At 38.6% G+C, this 14,160-nt stretch carries 16 protein-coding genes; 9 read left to right on the top strand and 7 right to left on the bottom strand.

Going from position 1 to position 14,160, the window contains the following annotated elements; translation table 11 throughout:
- Positions 1 to 3 precede the first annotated feature (3 nt).
- From ZA05_RS02170 to ZA05_RS02155, 4 genes are all read left to right on the top strand, one after another.
- The gene (locus ZA05_RS02170; RefSeq protein ID WP_053990208.1) at positions 4 to 648 is read left to right on the top strand and encodes an NADH:ubiquinone reductase (Na(+)-transporting) subunit D; all 645 of its coding nucleotides are present in this window, start codon (positions 4 to 6) and stop codon (positions 646 to 648) included.
- Positions 649 to 677: 29 nt separating this feature from the next.
- Entirely contained in the window at positions 678 to 1,397 is a 720-nt protein-coding gene (gene nqrE, locus ZA05_RS02165; RefSeq protein ID WP_082333647.1) for an NADH:ubiquinone reductase (Na(+)-transporting) subunit E, read from the top strand.
- A gap of 1 nt (position 1,398) precedes the next feature.
- The gene (gene nqrF / locus ZA05_RS02160; protein ID WP_053976022.1) at positions 1,399 to 2,709 is read left to right on the top strand and encodes an NADH:ubiquinone reductase (Na(+)-transporting) subunit F; all 1,311 of its coding nucleotides are present in this window, start codon (positions 1,399 to 1,401) and stop codon (positions 2,707 to 2,709) included.
- Between the two features lie 115 nt (positions 2,710 to 2,824).
- A complete protein-coding gene (locus ZA05_RS02155; protein ID WP_157514491.1) occupies positions 2,825 to 3,625 on the top strand; it encodes a hypothetical protein in 801 nt (266 codons plus the stop codon).
- 62 nt (positions 3,626 to 3,687) lie between these two features.
- Here ZA05_RS02155 and ZA05_RS02150 read toward each other — a convergent pair whose 3' ends face one another.
- Entirely contained in the window at positions 3,688 to 4,134 is a 447-nt protein-coding gene (locus ZA05_RS02150; protein WP_053990205.1) for a hypothetical protein, read from the bottom strand.
- Positions 4,135 to 4,287: 153 nt separating this feature from the next.
- Here ZA05_RS02150 and ZA05_RS02145 point away from each other — a divergent pair, with 153 nt between their 5' ends.
- The 3 genes from ZA05_RS02145 (at position 4,288) to ZA05_RS02135 (ending at position 6,852) form a co-directional block, all read left to right on the top strand.
- Complete coding sequence (locus ZA05_RS02145) at positions 4,288 to 5,388, top strand: transporter substrate-binding domain-containing protein (protein WP_053990204.1); 1,101 nt, start codon at positions 4,288 to 4,290, stop codon at positions 5,386 to 5,388.
- A gap of 62 nt (positions 5,389 to 5,450) precedes the next feature.
- Positions 5,451 to 5,828, top strand: coding sequence for a hypothetical protein (locus tag ZA05_RS02140; protein ID WP_053990203.1), 378 nt, complete (start codon positions 5,451 to 5,453; stop codon positions 5,826 to 5,828).
- Between the two features lie 43 nt (positions 5,829 to 5,871).
- Positions 5,872 to 6,852: an FAD:protein FMN transferase gene (locus tag ZA05_RS02135; protein ID WP_053990202.1), complete on the top strand. Its 981-nt coding sequence runs from the start codon at positions 5,872 to 5,874 to the stop codon at positions 6,850 to 6,852.
- Between the two features lie 12 nt (positions 6,853 to 6,864).
- Here the strand turns inward: ZA05_RS02135 and ZA05_RS02130 are convergent, their stop codons facing one another.
- Genes ZA05_RS02130 through map form a run of 3 tightly spaced genes read right to left on the bottom strand, consistent with a single transcriptional unit; the run spans position 6,865 to position 9,246 of the window.
- Positions 6,865 to 7,629, bottom strand: a complete 765-nt coding sequence (locus ZA05_RS02130) for a class I SAM-dependent methyltransferase (RefSeq protein WP_053990256.1) — start codon at positions 7,627 to 7,629, stop codon at positions 6,865 to 6,867.
- A gap of 7 nt (positions 7,630 to 7,636) precedes the next feature.
- Entirely contained in the window at positions 7,637 to 8,419 is a 783-nt protein-coding gene (locus tag ZA05_RS02125; RefSeq protein WP_053990201.1) for a DUF3050 domain-containing protein, read from the bottom strand.
- An 8-nt stretch (positions 8,420 to 8,427) separates the two neighbouring features.
- Positions 8,428 to 9,246: a type I methionyl aminopeptidase gene (gene map / locus ZA05_RS02120; RefSeq protein ID WP_053990200.1), complete on the bottom strand. Its 819-nt coding sequence runs from the start codon at positions 9,244 to 9,246 to the stop codon at positions 8,428 to 8,430.
- A 131-nt stretch (positions 9,247 to 9,377) separates the two neighbouring features.
- On the opposite strand from map, the gene ZA05_RS02115 reads away from it, so the two are divergent.
- Positions 9,378 to 10,652 carry an acetyl-CoA hydrolase/transferase family protein gene (locus ZA05_RS02115; RefSeq protein ID WP_053990199.1) on the top strand — a complete coding sequence of 425 codons (1,275 nt, stop codon included), beginning with the start codon at positions 9,378 to 9,380 and terminating at the stop codon, positions 10,650 to 10,652.
- On the opposite strand, the gene ZA05_RS02110 is transcribed toward ZA05_RS02115, so the two are convergent.
- On the bottom strand, positions 10,649 to 11,062 hold the full coding sequence (locus ZA05_RS02110) for a BT0820 family HAD-type phosphatase (protein WP_053990198.1): 414 nt from the start codon (positions 11,060 to 11,062) through the stop codon (positions 10,649 to 10,651). The genes ZA05_RS02115 and ZA05_RS02110 overlap by 4 nt on opposite strands.
- Before the next feature lie 48 nt (positions 11,063 to 11,110).
- Positions 11,111 to 12,631 carry a 2,3-bisphosphoglycerate-independent phosphoglycerate mutase gene (gpmI, locus tag ZA05_RS02105; protein WP_053990197.1) on the bottom strand — a complete coding sequence of 507 codons (1,521 nt, stop codon included), beginning with the start codon at positions 12,629 to 12,631 and terminating at the stop codon, positions 11,111 to 11,113.
- A 257-nt stretch (positions 12,632 to 12,888) separates the two neighbouring features.
- On the opposite strand from gpmI, the gene ZA05_RS02100 reads away from it, so the two are divergent.
- Positions 12,889 to 13,278, top strand: coding sequence for an ankyrin repeat domain-containing protein (locus ZA05_RS02100; protein ID WP_053990196.1), 390 nt, complete (start codon positions 12,889 to 12,891; stop codon positions 13,276 to 13,278).
- Between the two features lie 77 nt (positions 13,279 to 13,355).
- Here ZA05_RS02100 and ZA05_RS02095 read toward each other — a convergent pair whose 3' ends face one another.
- On the bottom strand, positions 13,356 to 14,129 hold the full coding sequence (locus ZA05_RS02095; RefSeq protein WP_053990195.1) for a M48 family metalloprotease: 774 nt from the start codon (positions 14,127 to 14,129) through the stop codon (positions 13,356 to 13,358).
- Positions 14,130 to 14,160: the final 31 nt, after the last annotated feature.

The raw sequence follows: 14,160 nt of genomic DNA, 5'->3' as shown, positions 1-14,160 counted from the left end.
GATATGGGACTTTTATCTAAAAAAGACGCCAAGTTAATTACAGACCCATTAGCGGATAACAACCCTATTACCATTCAGGTATTGGGTATATGTTCTGCCTTGGCGATTACAGCTCAATTAAAAGCGTCTATCGTAATGGCTGTTTCGGTAATGTTTGTATTGGGAATTGGGAACGTCGTTATTTCATTGATCAGAAACATCATCCCTTCTAAAATTAGAATTATTGTTCAGTTAACCGTGGTTGCTGCGTTGGTAATTATCGTAGACCAAGTACTGAAAGCTTTTGCATACGAACTAAGTAAAACCCTATCGGTATTCGTTGGTTTAATTATTACCAACTGTATCATCATGGGACGTTTTGAGGCCTTTGCCCTTGGTAATGGCCCTTGGAAATCCTTTCTGGATGGTATAGGTAATTCCTTAGGATACGGAGTCATCCTTATTATCGTAGGATTCTTTAGAGAACTTTTAGGTTCTGGAACCTTATTAGGATTTAAAGTGTTGGGAGACCCAATCGAGAAAACAGGATTATATGCTTTAGGGTATGAAAACAACGGATTTATGTTGTTATCTCCAATGGCATTGATCGTGGTAGGTATCATTATTTGGGTACAACGTAGCAGAAACAAAGATTTAATTGAAGATTAATCCTTAAGGGTTACTTAAAAAGATAGATTATGTTAGAGCACATAGAATTATTTTTCAAATCGATATTTATAGACAACATGGTATTTGCCACGTTCTTAGGAATGTGTTCGTACCTGGCAGTGTCTAAAAAAGTGTCTACAGCTGTAGGTCTGGGAGCTGCCGTAATATTTGTATTGGCGGTGACTGTACCAGTAAACTGGTTGTTGGACCAATACATTTTGCAACCTGGAGCTTTAAAGTGGTTAGGATCAGAGTATGCAGATTACGACTTAAGCTTCCTGTCGTTTATTATGTTTATTGCCACTATTGCTACCATGGTACAATTGGTAGAAATTGTAGTAGAAAAGTTCTCTCCTGCATTGTATAACTCCCTTGGTATTTTCTTACCGCTTATTGCTGTAAACTGTGCAATTTTGGGAGGATCATTATTTATGCAATCACGTGAGATTCCTACTATAGGTTTGGCACTTAATTATGGATTGTCGTCCGGTATTGGTTGGTTCTTGGCTATTTTGGCCATTGCAGCTATCCGTGAGAAAATTAGATATTCCAACGTTCCTGCACCTTTAAGAGGATTGGGAATCACGTTTATTATTACAGGTCTTATGGCTATTGGTTTCATGAGTTTTGGTGGTATGTTGACTGGAGGTGATGAAGGAGCTAAAGTAGAGGCTAAAACTGCCAAGGTAGAAACTGTCAAGGAAGACACAGAGAATAAGTTAGCTAACAATACAAAAGTAAACGAGTAACATGATATTAGCAGCAGGTACAGTAGGAACCATAGTAGCAACGGTAGCTGCCTTTTTGGTAGTAACACTTTTATTGGTGGCCTTGTTATTGTTCGTAAAACAAAAATTATCTCCTTCAGGACCGGTTAAGATTAAAATTAACGGGGAAAAGGAAATTGAAGTAGCCTCTGGCGGAAGTTTATTGTCTACTTTAGGAAATTCAAAAATCTTCTTGCCTTCCGCTTGTGGTGGAGGTGGAACTTGTATCCAATGTGAGTGTCATGTTTTGGCCGGTGGAGGTGAAGCACTGCCAACCGAGACACCTCACTTTACTCGTAAAGAGTTACAACATGGTGCACGTTTGGCGTGCCAGGTGAAGGTAAAACAAGACATGGAAATCACCATTCCAGAAGAAGTTTTTGGTATTAAGAAATGGGAAGCTGAGGTTGTACGTAACTACAACGTAGCCTCTTTCATTAAGGAATTCGTAGTACGTATCCCAGAAGATATGAACTATAAAGCTGGTGGATATATTCAAATTGAAATCCCTCAGTGTGAAATTAAATATTCTGATATCGACATTACTGCCCACCCAGAAGAGCACGAAACTCCAGATAAGTTTCAAGCTGAATGGGATAAATTTGGTCTTTGGCCATTGGTAATGAAGAATGATGAAACTGTTGAGAGAGCTTACTCTATGGCTTCTTACCCGGCAGAAGGGCGTGACATTATGCTTAACGTGCGTATTGCCACTCCACCATGGGATAGAGCTAAAAATGGTTGGATGGATGTAAACCCAGGGGTAGCATCATCTTATATTTTCTCCAGAAAACCGGGAGACAAAGTAATCATTTCGGGACCTTATGGTGAATTCTTCATCAACGAGTCAGACGCTGAAATGTTATATGTAGGTGGTGGAGCTGGTATGGCGCCAATGCGTTCGCACTTGTATCACTTATTCAAAACTCTTAAAACGGGTAGAAAAGTGACGTATTGGTACGGAGGACGTTCTAAGCGTGAGTTATTCTACATTGAGCACTTTAGAGCTTTAGAAAGAGATTTCCCTAACTTTAAGTTCTTCTTGGCGTTATCTGAGCCACTTCCAGAGGATAATTGGAAAGTGAAGAAAGATATCCATGATGAGGCTGGAGATGGATTCGTAGGATTTATTCACAACTGTGTAATCGAAAACTACTTGGATCATCATGATGCTCCTGAAGATATCGAATTATATTTCTGTGGACCTCCGTTAATGAACAAGGCCGTAGAAAAAATGGGACAAGATTTCGGTCTTCCAGATGAAAACATCCGTTTTGATGACTTTGGTGGATAAATACTTAATAATCATATTTTTAACAATCCGACCCTTATAGGGGTCGGATTTATTTTTTTAACCAACTTAAATTATTTTTATGAAAAAAGCTTTATTATTTGCAGCTGCATTAGCCATGTTTAATTGTTCCTCTGAGGATTCGTCAAATGATAATGATCCTAACAATGGAAATGGAGGAGATGTGCTCAAATCCGTTAAAACTTATTCTTCCGGAATTTTACAGTCTATCATGGAATTTGAGTATAATTCTTATGGCGACATTGTTCAACAAAACTATACTGATGGTTATGGGGAAACGGTGGAAGCAGAATTTTTTTATGATGAGAATAATAAATTAACACATTTTACCGAAGTATATACGGATGCTTGGGGAGATGTCACGAATGAAATTAATGAATTCACCTTTGAGGGGGAATTGATCACTCAAATTTGTATTGAGGAAACTGAAGAGGATGGTGATGTGTATAACGATAAGATTGTTTTTACTTATAACGGAAATGGCTTTGCTACCATGATTGAACATTATAGTAGAGATCTTGCTGAAGACAGTGATTGCTCTACATTAGAGTATGTGGATACTACAGAATTGATTGATTATAATCTGGATGGTAATATGACACAATATCAAAATGATAGTTTTACTTTTTTTGGTGAATTGTATTATACATACACTTATGATGATAAGAATCATCCTTATAAAAATGTTGAGCCTGAAGCGTACAGAAAAATTTTGGGGTATTCTACTAATAATAATATTGTTCAAAATGTGGAGTTCGACTTAAACACAGATGAACAAGAGGGATCGACTTCTTATGAGTATGAATATAATGAGAATGATTTTCCTACTAAATGTACCAAAACATATACTAATGGTAGTTTATCTCAAGAAACTGTTATTAGGTTTGAATATTATTAAAGATTATGAAAGAAAAAAGCCGATTCAATTGAATCGGCTTTTTTTTTTGATGATTCCTAAAATTATGTAAGGATTTCTTGTTGTGACTTTTCAAAGTCAAACAAAGCAGAACAGTTCATCACATTGTCAATTCCATCCAATTCACACAATAATTCCACTACGACACTTAAACCAGTAAATAAAACACTCTTATCAGTGGGGTATTTTGGCTTTTTATGTTTATGATGTAAGGGTAATTTAAAACCACAGGCCTTTAAAAAGGTGGCCTCAATTTGTAATAATTCTAATGGTGTGTATCCATTAAATTTCCGTCCTAGGTTTTGATGTACAATTCCAAGATAATTCAATTGTAATGAACCGTGGTCGTTTGACAAATGCTTCCAAGCATCCTTATTGTCCAAAATGTTTCCTACGGCACATTGCTTACAACATTCAGGATGTAGACGGTCGTTATGAAAGGCCTTATATAGCTTTTTAATAGCCTGCTCAAATCTATAAGTGTTTGCCATGATATTGATATTTCTCTTAAGTTACTAAAAATTAGGTCAATTAATGTCTTTTAGATGTTAATTGGCTTTCTATTAAGTATTTGTTCTCATTTTAGAAGGCAAAGGAATTCTGTAAAGTTTTATTTCTTAAATTAGAATATCCTATTCTGTTTCATGAAGCATTTCTATTGGCATTGGATGTTGGTTTTTGTTCTTACTCTAATTTTTGGAGGGGACGCTTTTGCCCAAGTATCACTAGACACTTTGCGTGTTGGACTTTATGAATCCCCTCCCTTTGTTATGTTTAAAGAGGATGGAAGTATGCATGGGGTAAGTGCGTGGTTATGGGAGCAAATAAGGCAAGATCTCAATCGTCCTTTTAAGTTGGTGCCTTATTCGTCAGGACAGCCCTTAAAAACGCTTTTATATGATTTGGAAACAAGCAAAATTGATTTAGCCATCAACCCTATCACGATTACGAGTGATAGGAACCGTCAAATTAATTTCACCTATCCTTTCTACGTGGGGAATCTTACCATTGCAGAAAGAAAGGGCTCGAGAATGGATTCCATATTTTCAGTGCTTAAAGCTATTTTCAGTATTCGCTTATTGTACTTGGTATTAATTTTGTTTGGCTTGGTAATTATGTTTGGGTTTTTGATTTGGTTGGTGGAAAAGCAAAACAACCATTTTGAAAGAGGGAAAAAGGGTTTGGTAAGTAGTTTTTGGTGGTCTGCCGTAACTATGACAACCGTAGGCTATGGTGATAAAGTGCCTGTTTCCAATCTGGGGCGATTCATCGCTTTAATTTGGATGCTTTGCTCCCTCATTATCATTTCTATATTTACTGCCAGTATCACTTCTAGTCTTACGGTTCATAAGCTTACACAAGTAACAGATAGTTTGGAGAATTACAGAAGAGCCAAGGTAGGTACCGTAGAATCATCAGCAACCGATGGTTTTCTTCAGAGGAATTTTTTTCGTGATGTCCATACATACCCTGAATTCATTTCTGGTCTAAAGGAACTTGAAAACAATAATTTAGAGTATTTTATCTATGACGAACCTTGGCTGGACTATCAGTTAAATAACAATCCGGAATTCAACTCACTGCGATTGCTTCCCATGCGATTTAATGTGCAATTGTACGCCATGCCAATGGCAAAAACACTTTCCGAGGATTTACACGATCAAATTTCCGCAGCCTTATTGCAGTTAACCGAAAGTCATGATTGGGAATTACTTTTGGATGAATACCAGCTCAAGGAATATTAGTTTGGTTTAAAATAGATAGTTGCTCATTTATATAAATTCCTATTTTGTGATACCTTTGCAGCATGAATAAACCATTGTCCACACAAGAACTTCACAACCTTGCCATGAACCATGTAGGAAGGGATTTGGAACAACGAGGATTTGAATTTGTTGCCGTTAATAGTCAACTCAAACGCCATCCGCAATTTGTGTGTATCGATAAAAACAGCCAATATTATTTTGTAATTGTAAGGGCCGTTTTGTTGCCAGATAACCCTAATAATTATGATGTGGTTTGGATGGAGACCTTCAAAAAGCACGCGCGCGAAAAAGATGCCAAGGTGTTATATGCTGGCGTAGGCTTAGGAAATCCCAATGGTGAAGATCTTCCCTTATATTTGAATGAAGAATATTTAATTGAGTACAACGGTATTCAAGTAATCGATACCCATTTAAACTAAACACCCTAACCCTAAATAGCAACCTTATTTATTTCGCCCTATTATGATTAAAAAAGCTTTGGTATTCACTTTATTGATCGCCCTTTGTTTTTCCTGCAGTAAACAGATAAAGAATACAAAACTAACAGGATCCGTTTTCGGAACAACCTATTCGGTGATTTATGATTCCGATGAGAATTACCAACCTCAGTTTGATAGTCTGTTTACCGTGATTAACAAATCGATGTCTACCTATATATCGGATTCAGATATTTCTAAAATCAACAGAAATGAAGATGTGCAGATGGATGAGCATTTTATAAAAGTGTTCAATACGGCGAAAGCCATTTATAGATATACCGAAGGAGCTTTCGATCCTACTATTGGAGCAATGGTTAACGCTTGGGATTTTGGGCCGCAAGGAAAAATAAACCATATAGACAGTCTGCAAATTGACAGCTTGATGCGTGATGTTGGTTTCAATAAATTGGGACTTAGGGACGGGAAAATCCAAAAGCGACCTAATGCCTTTTTAGACTTTAATGCCATTGCCAAAGGTTACGGGGTAGATGTTATTGGTGAATATTTGGAAAGTCAACACGTAGCCAATTATTTGGTTGAAATTGGAGGAGAAGTAAGAGGACGAGGAATGAATATTGAAAAGGAGCAACCTTGGAAAGTGGGGGTAGAGATGCCACATTTTGATGGCACCCAATCCATTTTACAGGCCATAGATTTGGTTGATGAAGCCATGGCGACTTCGGGAACATATAGAAAGTTCAAAATTGATGACAACGGCAATCGCTACTCACATATCATTGATACCAAAACGGGCTACCCAAGTAAAACGAACTTGTTAAGTATTTCTGTAATTGCGGAGGATTGTATGACGGCAGATGCCTACGCTACAGCCTTCAAAGCGATGGGGATTGAAAAAGTGGAAGCGTTTTTGGGAAAACACCCAGAATTAAAAGTGTTCTTGATTTTTGAAAACGACAAAGGCGACTTTGAAACCATGGCTATAAACGGTTTCCCGGCAGAATAAATTTGAGTGCATCTATTTTTTTACCACGGGAATAATTTCTCCCTTGGCAAGGCAATAGGTCTCAATGTCATTTTCTGAAAGTCTTGCTGTATAGTCAACTTCTTCTACGGTAAATCCAATACTTCGGAGTTTATCAAAATAATCCCTGCCGTATACCCTTACATGGTCATACTGCCCAAAGATTTTGGCACGTTCCTTCTTGTCCGTAATGGAGTCGTCTTCAAACGTAACTTCTCGATTAAGGTCTTGCGGGATTTGAAACACTCCAAAACCGCCTGGTTTTAAAATGCGATATAGTTCTTGCATGGCTTTGGTATCGTCCGGAATGTGTTCCAAAACATGGTTGCATAGAATGATATCAAAAGAATTATCTTCAAAAGGCAAGTTGCAGATGTCTGCTTTTACATCGGCCAAAGGCGAATTGAGGTCTGTGGTAGTATAGTCCAAGTTGTCCATGGCTCTAAAACGTTTGTAAAAGGCCTGCTCTGGTGCAAAATGAAGTACTTTATGTTGTCCTGTGAAAAAGTCGGTTTCATTTTTTAAATACAGCCATAACAGTCTATGACGTTCTAGGGACAAAGTGGAAGGTGATAATACATTGCTTCTTTGATTGCCATAACCGTAGGGTAGAAATGTTTTAAAACTTTTCCCGTCAATAGGGTCTGTAAATTGATTGCCTTTAAGGTAAGCGGCCAAAATTGGTCTAACCGCATAACTTAAACGAATAAGTACTGGTCTAGGAACGGTATTTAAAACTATTTTGAAAAGCTTCTTCAAGGGCAAATTACATTTCAATTGGTTGGGACAATGTAATCAATTCCGAAATGCTGTCCCAAAGTTGTATGCGGTGTTGGAGGGCCAATTTGGCCACTTCCAAAGTCTCTTCCCATTTTTGCGAATCGTCACCACAAAGTTCGGCAATCATCTTTAAGGATAAAGGTCCATGCTCGTCACCATCCAATTCAATATGACGGTTCAAATAGTAAGTCAATTTACTACAATCGGTTTTTTCTGTCTCCGATTGATTGATGATTTGGAAGAACATATCAGGAATCACATCTTCACGACCAAAAGTAAAAGCCGATGCAATTTTGTGAGCTTCATTACTGGCAATCACCTCAAAGGTGAAATTGATAAACTTTAAGGTTGCTTCTTGTAGAGACATTTTTGTTGCAGCATCTTGAATAGTAGCTCCTTCACATATATCGTTAACAAAAGCTTCTATTGGTGATGTATTGGCGCCAATTTGAGACATGGCATCCAAGTACATTTCGTAATGGCTTTTAGGTTCTCCAAGTTCATTGACATCGCTTTCCTCTCCCAATACAATTTCATTAATGAATCGTGCAGTAGCTGGATTTTTGGCAGGTACCCAAGGTAATGTTACCGTGGTTAACAGGTTTTGCAATGCCTTTAATAGCGACATAAAGTCCCAGACAGCAAAAACATGCTGCTCCATAAAGATTTTTATGTCTTCAATAGAGGAAAGGTTGCGATATAAATGGTGGTTATTGAGGGTGTCTCGAAGAGGCGTGAGTTCCTGTTCGATTAAATCAATTCTATTCATAAATCTGATTAAAGGACTAATGCTTTTTGTCTGAATTCATTTTCTTCATCGCTTTCGATGCCCAATGCTTCGTAGATATAGGCAAACGTAGAAAGGATTTCAGGTTTTCCGTCAATAATGGCCACGTCATGTTCAAAATGTGCAGATGGTTTATTGTCTAAAGTGGTGATGGTCCAACCATCTCTATGTTGTTTGATACGGTGGGTTCCCATATTGATCATAGGCTCGATAGCCACCACTTGACCTTCAATGAATTTTTTCCCGCGACCGCGTTTTCCATAATTGGGCATTTCTGGATCTTCGTGCATTTTGCGTCCAATACCGTGGCCAACAAGCTCACGAACTACCCCGTAACCATGAGATTCACAAAACTGTTGAATAGCAAATCCAACATCTCCTACGCGGTTACCAATTTTAAACTCTCTAATTCCTATGTAAAGAGATTCTTTGGTAACGTCCAATAGCTTTTGGGTTTCAGGATCAATTTCACCTACAGGAAACGTGTAGGCATGGTCTCCGTAAAAATCATTCTTGATAGCACCGCAGTCAATGGAAATAATGTCTCCTTCCTTTAAAGGTTCGTCGGTTGGAAATCCATGGACAACTTGAGAGTTAGGACTCATACAAAGCGTATTTGGAAAGTCGTATAATCCCAAAAATCCAGGGATGGCACCTTGTTCCCTAATATATTCCTCCGCCATTTTATCCAATTGCAAAGTGGTTACGCCAGGCTTTACTTCCTTGGCCAACATTCCTAAAGTTTTGGATACAATCAAGGCGCTTTCGCGCATCAGTTCTATTTCCTCTCTTGTTTTTGCTATAATCATGATTCAAAAAAATATGTGCAAAGATACTTAAAATAAACTAGCTATCTTACATTGGTTTTTGCACTGACTTTGGTCAGTGTGGGTTACAGTTTTATTTAATTACTTTGCAAAGAGAATTAATGAGAAGCGTTATGTATAAGTCAGTTACAGCAGAAGAAGCGGTTAAAATAGTAAAGTCCAACGATAAAGTATATTTACAGGCAGCAGCAGCAGCACCTCAAGTGTTGATTAAGGCTTTGACGGAAAGACATGAGGAACTTAAAAATGTTGAGATTTGCCAATTGCATACAGAAGGTGAGGCTCCTTATGCCAATCCTGAGTTGAGAGACAGTTTTCATGTGAATTCCTTTTTCCTAGGGAAAAACGTGCGCCACACCCTGCAGGCAGGAAATGGATCTTACACACCTGTATTTTTAAGCGAATTGCCTTTGTTGTTCAAACGGAATATCGTGGACCTGCAAGTAGCGCTTATTCATGTGTCCGTACCCGACAGACATGGGTATTGTTCTTTAGGAGTTTCGGTGGAAGCTACTTTAGCAGCTATTGATAATGCAGACTACGTGATTGCGCAAGTAAATCAGCAAATGCCAAGAACTTTTGGGGATGGGATTATTCACGTTTCTGAAATTGATGCTTTTGTGGATTGCGATGAACCTTTGCCAATTCATCATGTTGCCAAACCTTCCGATTTGGAAAACACCATAGGCGATTATGTGGCTAGTTTAATTGAAGACCGCAGTACATTGCAAATGGGAATTGGTAATATTCCAAATGCGGTGTTGACGCGATTGACGTCTCATAAAGATTTGGGATTGCATACCGAAATGTTCTCAGATGGAGTTATTGATTTAATATTAAGTAATGTCATCACCGGAAATTATAAAGGCATCGATCCAGGAAGAGCCTTGGCTACTTTTTTAATGGGATCACAACGCTTGTATGATTATGTGCATGACAATCCGTATGTGGAATTGCGTTCTTCCGATTATGTAAACGATGTTTCGGTTATTAAGCAAAACCCAAGAATGGTGGCTATTAATTCTGCCATTGAAGTGGATTTAACAGGACAGGTATGTGCGGATTCCTTCGGGACAAAAATGTATTCCGGGGTAGGAGGACAAATGGATTTTATTCGAGGCGCTTCCTTAAGTGAAGGAGGAAAAGCCATCATTGCTTTGCCTTCGGTTACCAAAAGCGGCATCAGTAGAATTGTACCAACACTAAGGCCTGGAGCAGGGGTTGTAACAACACGATCCCATATCCATTACGTGGTAACAGAATATGGGATCGCGAATTTATATGGTAAAACTATTGCCGAAAGGGTGAAAGCTTTGGTGAATATTGCACATCCTGACCATAGGGAGTCTATAGATAGACAATATTTTGAACTTTCAAGAGGCTGTTAGCGTCTTAAGAAAGAAAAAATACCCTTTTTTTGCTTTTCTTTTAATTGTTGAGGCATTTCGTTGGTGATGAGTTGATAGACTTCTCCCCATCCTAAAACACCGCCTATATTGCGGTCGTCTATAAAGATGTCCGCATAAATTTTTCGGCTCTTGGTATAATCAAATTGTTCTTCAGGGAAACTTTTGTTTACGGCATAGAAATGAATGCCGTTTTCTTCACAAAACTGTACAGCTTCTTCCAACCTCACGCCGCTGCGGTAGGTCCACAAGATTAAGCGGTGCCCATCGTTTTGTAGACGCTTTAGGGTTTCAAAAGCGAAAATCCGAGGTTTCCCAATTTTTGGGTAGGCGTCCTCAACGATGGTACCGTCAAAATCAACTGCAATAATTAGCTTTTCCTGAAAATTCATCCGTCAATATTTAGGTCGCTAAAATATACAAAATATATTTCATCAGCCTTATTCAACAAGAGAATGGCGCGTCATAGCTTCAGGTTGTGGCACTCCCATCAGTTTCAAAATGGTAGGTGCAATATCTCCTAAAATACCATCGGTAATTTTAGTTTTATCCTTGTCAATTAAAATAATTGGCACTGGGTTTGTAGTATGTGAGGTGTTTGGAGAACCATCTGGATTGACCATTGTTTCACAGTTTCCGTGATCTGCAATCAAAATGGTGGTATAGTCATTTTCCAAAGCTGTTTCCACCACTTGTTTCACGCATTTATCGACAGCTTCACAGGCCTTAATGGCTGCTTCCATCACTCCTGTGTGCCCAACCATGTCACCATTGGCAAAGTTAAGGCAAACAAAATCGGCTGATTTTTGCTGTAGTTCAGGAACCAATGCATCAGTTAGCTCGTAGGCACTCATTTCTGGTTGAAGGTCGTAAGTGGCAACTTTCGGTGAATTTTTAAGAATTCTCTTTTCGCCTTCAAACGGTGTTTCCCTTCCTCCAGAAAAGAAAAAGGTGACGTGAGGATACTTTTCAGTTTCGGCAATTCTAATTTGAGTTTTGTGGTGTTTTTCCAAAACTTCACCTAAAGTCTCACTTAAATTATCCTTGTCGAACACCACGTGGATTCCTTCAAAAGAATCGTCGTAGTTGGTCATCGTTACATAATGTAACTTTAGTTTGTGCATGTTTTGTTCGTGGAAGTCTGTTTGAGTCAAAGCTTCGGTAAGCTGTCTTCCACGGTCTGTTCTAAAATTGAAAAAGATAATGACATCCCCGTCTTGGATTTTAGCTATAGGCTCTCCCGCATCATTAGTGGCAATGATTGGTTTGATAAATTCATCGGTGACGTCATTTTCGTAACTGTGATCAATAGATTTCAATACATTTTTGGAGTGTTCTCCCGTTCCGTGTACCAAAGCGTTATAGGCTAATTTCACACGTTCCCAACGCTTGTCCCTGTCCATGGCATAGTAACGCCCTGTCACCGTAGCAAGTTTGGTGTTGGTGTTTTCAATATGTTCTTCAAGTTCAGTGACAAAACCGAAACCAGATTTAGGGTCTACATCTCTTCCATCTGTGAATGCATGCACATAGGAGTGCTGTACGCCACAATCATTGGCAGCGTCAATCAACCCTAACAAATGGTTGATATGGGAGTGTACACCACCGTCACTTAGCAATCCAAGGAAATGGATAGGCTTGTTGTTGGTTTTGGCATATTCAAAAGCTTCTACCAGTGCAGGCTCGTTGCGAAGGGTTTTATTTTGGATGGCTAGGTTGATCTTTACCAAATCTTGGTATACAATTCTTCCTGCTCCTAAATTCATATGCCCAACTTCACTGTTACCCATTTGTCCTTCAGGAAGTCCAACATGGAGTCCGTCTGTCCTCAAACTAGCATTGGAATAGGTGTTGTAAAGTGAATCTATAAAAGGTGTGTTTGCGTTGTCTATGGCTGAGACTTTTGGGTCTGGAGATTTGCCCCAACCATCAAGAATCATAAGGATTACTTTTTTGTTCATGGTGCTTTTTATTTTATTCTCAAAGATAATTCTTTCTAATAGGACGTCGAAATTTCAAGGCCATAAATTCCAGTAAAACTCAGTGTTATCTTAAGGTGAGTTGCAAGTGGGAAAATTAATATAACCTTAACAAATTTGTGTTTAAATAGTTAAAAATGTGTTATATATGATTTTTTTGTGTAACAAATCGAAAATTTATCCGTCTATTTACTGTAATCAAAAAACAATCATTAATCAAATCATTAAAATCTTTCATCATGAAAAAATCGGTAATTATTATTGCAGTTGCATTGGGATTTATGGTAAGTTCCACCTATGCTACAACTTCATTCAAAACAATTGACAATTTTAGAACTGTAAAGGTTAACACTTCTGTGAATCCTTTTTGTGTGGCAATCGCTAAAGGGGATATCCAAACAGTTCAAAAACTTATTGAGTTGGGAGCAGATGTTAACGAGAGATCCAACGGAATGACTCCATTGATGTATGCAGCAAAGTACAACAGAGTAGCCATTATTAAACTTTTGGTGGCTAATGGAGCAGATATTAACAAAAAAAGTGAGGACGGTTTAACAGCGGCACATTATGCAGAGCGTTCCAACGCTCAAGATGCCATGTCTGTCATTGAAGACTTAGATAAAGCATAAAAGTAACACTAGTAATTGCTTTTCAGCATTTATTATTAGTTAGTTGGTTAGTTAGTTTAGTTAGAGAAAAAAACTCCCTATATGGGAGTTTTTTTGTATTTGGCAATGGCCGCTTTTATTTTTTCAATCCGGTTATCGGGATTGGGGTGTGTGCTTTGGTATTCGGGAACACTGTTAGGACCTGCAGCTGCTTTTAATATTTCCATCACACCAATCATTTCTTCGGGTTCGTAGCCTGCATCTATCATCAACATAACCCCAAGGTCATCGGCTTCCAGTTCATCCCCTCTACTGTTGGTGAGTAATTTTTGCTGACCAATGCCTCCAATCAATTGACCCATATCGGCCCCAACGGATGCTCCTGTGGTCACGGTTTTCCAGAATTCAGTTTCGGCAATGCGCTCTGCAGAATGCCGTCCCAACACATGGCCAATTTCATGACCTAATACTCCTGCCAATTGAGCTTCATTTTCAAGTCTGGAAAATAGGGCATAGGTAATGAAGACTTGCCCGCCCGGAAGTGCAAAAGCGTTGATAGTATTGGAGTCTCCCAGGAGGTGAAAATGGTAATCGTACGGGGTTTGACTTGCAATACTGCTTTGTACCAATTTGTTGCCCACTTGGGTCACAAAGGCTTGGTATTGGTTGTTGGGATGCAGACCTCCAAATTCTTGTTCCATTTCTGGGGCACTTTGCAATCCAATGGCAATTTCCTGATCGGCTGTCATGTTAATAACCTGATCCTTTCCTGTATAGGGATTGGTTTCCATACTGCTACATCGCTTTATAAACGCAAAGGCAACAATACAAAGCCCTAGTAGGAGTCTTATTTTTAATCTACCGCTTCTCATAATCAAATAGTTGTGAAAACTAAATTTACGA

The sequence above is a fragment of the Mangrovimonas sp. TPBH4 genome (genome assembly GCF_001280505.1).
Classification (GTDB): domain Bacteria; phylum Bacteroidota; class Bacteroidia; order Flavobacteriales; family Flavobacteriaceae; genus Mangrovimonas_A.
The sequence above is the reverse complement of the archived record's forward strand: the minus strand, read 5'-3'. Positions and strand labels throughout refer to the sequence as shown.

What these genes read in the sequence shown, in the direction of transcription:
- ZA05_RS02170 (WP_053990208.1), top strand. Translation starts at nt 4, where the DNA reads ATGGGACTTTTATCTAAAAAAGACGCCAAGTTAATTACAGACCCATTA.
- nqrE (WP_082333647.1), top strand. Translation starts at nt 678, where the DNA reads ATGTTAGAGCACATAGAATTATTTTTCAAATCGATATTTATAGACAAC.
- nqrF (WP_053976022.1), top strand. Translation starts at nt 1,399, where the DNA reads ATGATATTAGCAGCAGGTACAGTAGGAACCATAGTAGCAACGGTAGCT.
- ZA05_RS02155 (WP_157514491.1), top strand. Translation starts at nt 2,825, where the DNA reads ATGTTTAATTGTTCCTCTGAGGATTCGTCAAATGATAATGATCCTAAC.
- ZA05_RS02150 (WP_053990205.1), bottom strand. Translation starts at nt 4,134, where the DNA reads ATGGCAAACACTTATAGATTTGAGCAGGCTATTAAAAAGCTATATAAG.
- ZA05_RS02145 (WP_053990204.1), top strand. Translation starts at nt 4,288, where the DNA reads ATGAAGCATTTCTATTGGCATTGGATGTTGGTTTTTGTTCTTACTCTA.
- ZA05_RS02140 (WP_053990203.1), top strand. Translation starts at nt 5,451, where the DNA reads ATGAATAAACCATTGTCCACACAAGAACTTCACAACCTTGCCATGAAC.
- ZA05_RS02135 (WP_053990202.1), top strand. Translation starts at nt 5,872, where the DNA reads ATGATTAAAAAAGCTTTGGTATTCACTTTATTGATCGCCCTTTGTTTT.
- ZA05_RS02125 (WP_053990201.1), bottom strand. Translation starts at nt 8,419, where the DNA reads ATGAATAGAATTGATTTAATCGAACAGGAACTCACGCCTCTTCGAGAC.
- map (WP_053990200.1), bottom strand. Translation starts at nt 9,246, where the DNA reads ATGATTATAGCAAAAACAAGAGAGGAAATAGAACTGATGCGCGAAAGC.
- ZA05_RS02115 (WP_053990199.1), top strand. Translation starts at nt 9,378, where the DNA reads ATGTATAAGTCAGTTACAGCAGAAGAAGCGGTTAAAATAGTAAAGTCC.
- ZA05_RS02110 (WP_053990198.1), bottom strand. Translation starts at nt 11,062, where the DNA reads ATGAATTTTCAGGAAAAGCTAATTATTGCAGTTGATTTTGACGGTACC.
- gpmI (WP_053990197.1), bottom strand. Translation starts at nt 12,631, where the DNA reads ATGAACAAAAAAGTAATCCTTATGATTCTTGATGGTTGGGGCAAATCT.
- ZA05_RS02100 (WP_053990196.1), top strand. Translation starts at nt 12,889, where the DNA reads ATGAAAAAATCGGTAATTATTATTGCAGTTGCATTGGGATTTATGGTA.
- ZA05_RS02095 (WP_053990195.1), bottom strand. Translation starts at nt 14,129, where the DNA reads ATGAGAAGCGGTAGATTAAAAATAAGACTCCTACTAGGGCTTTGTATT.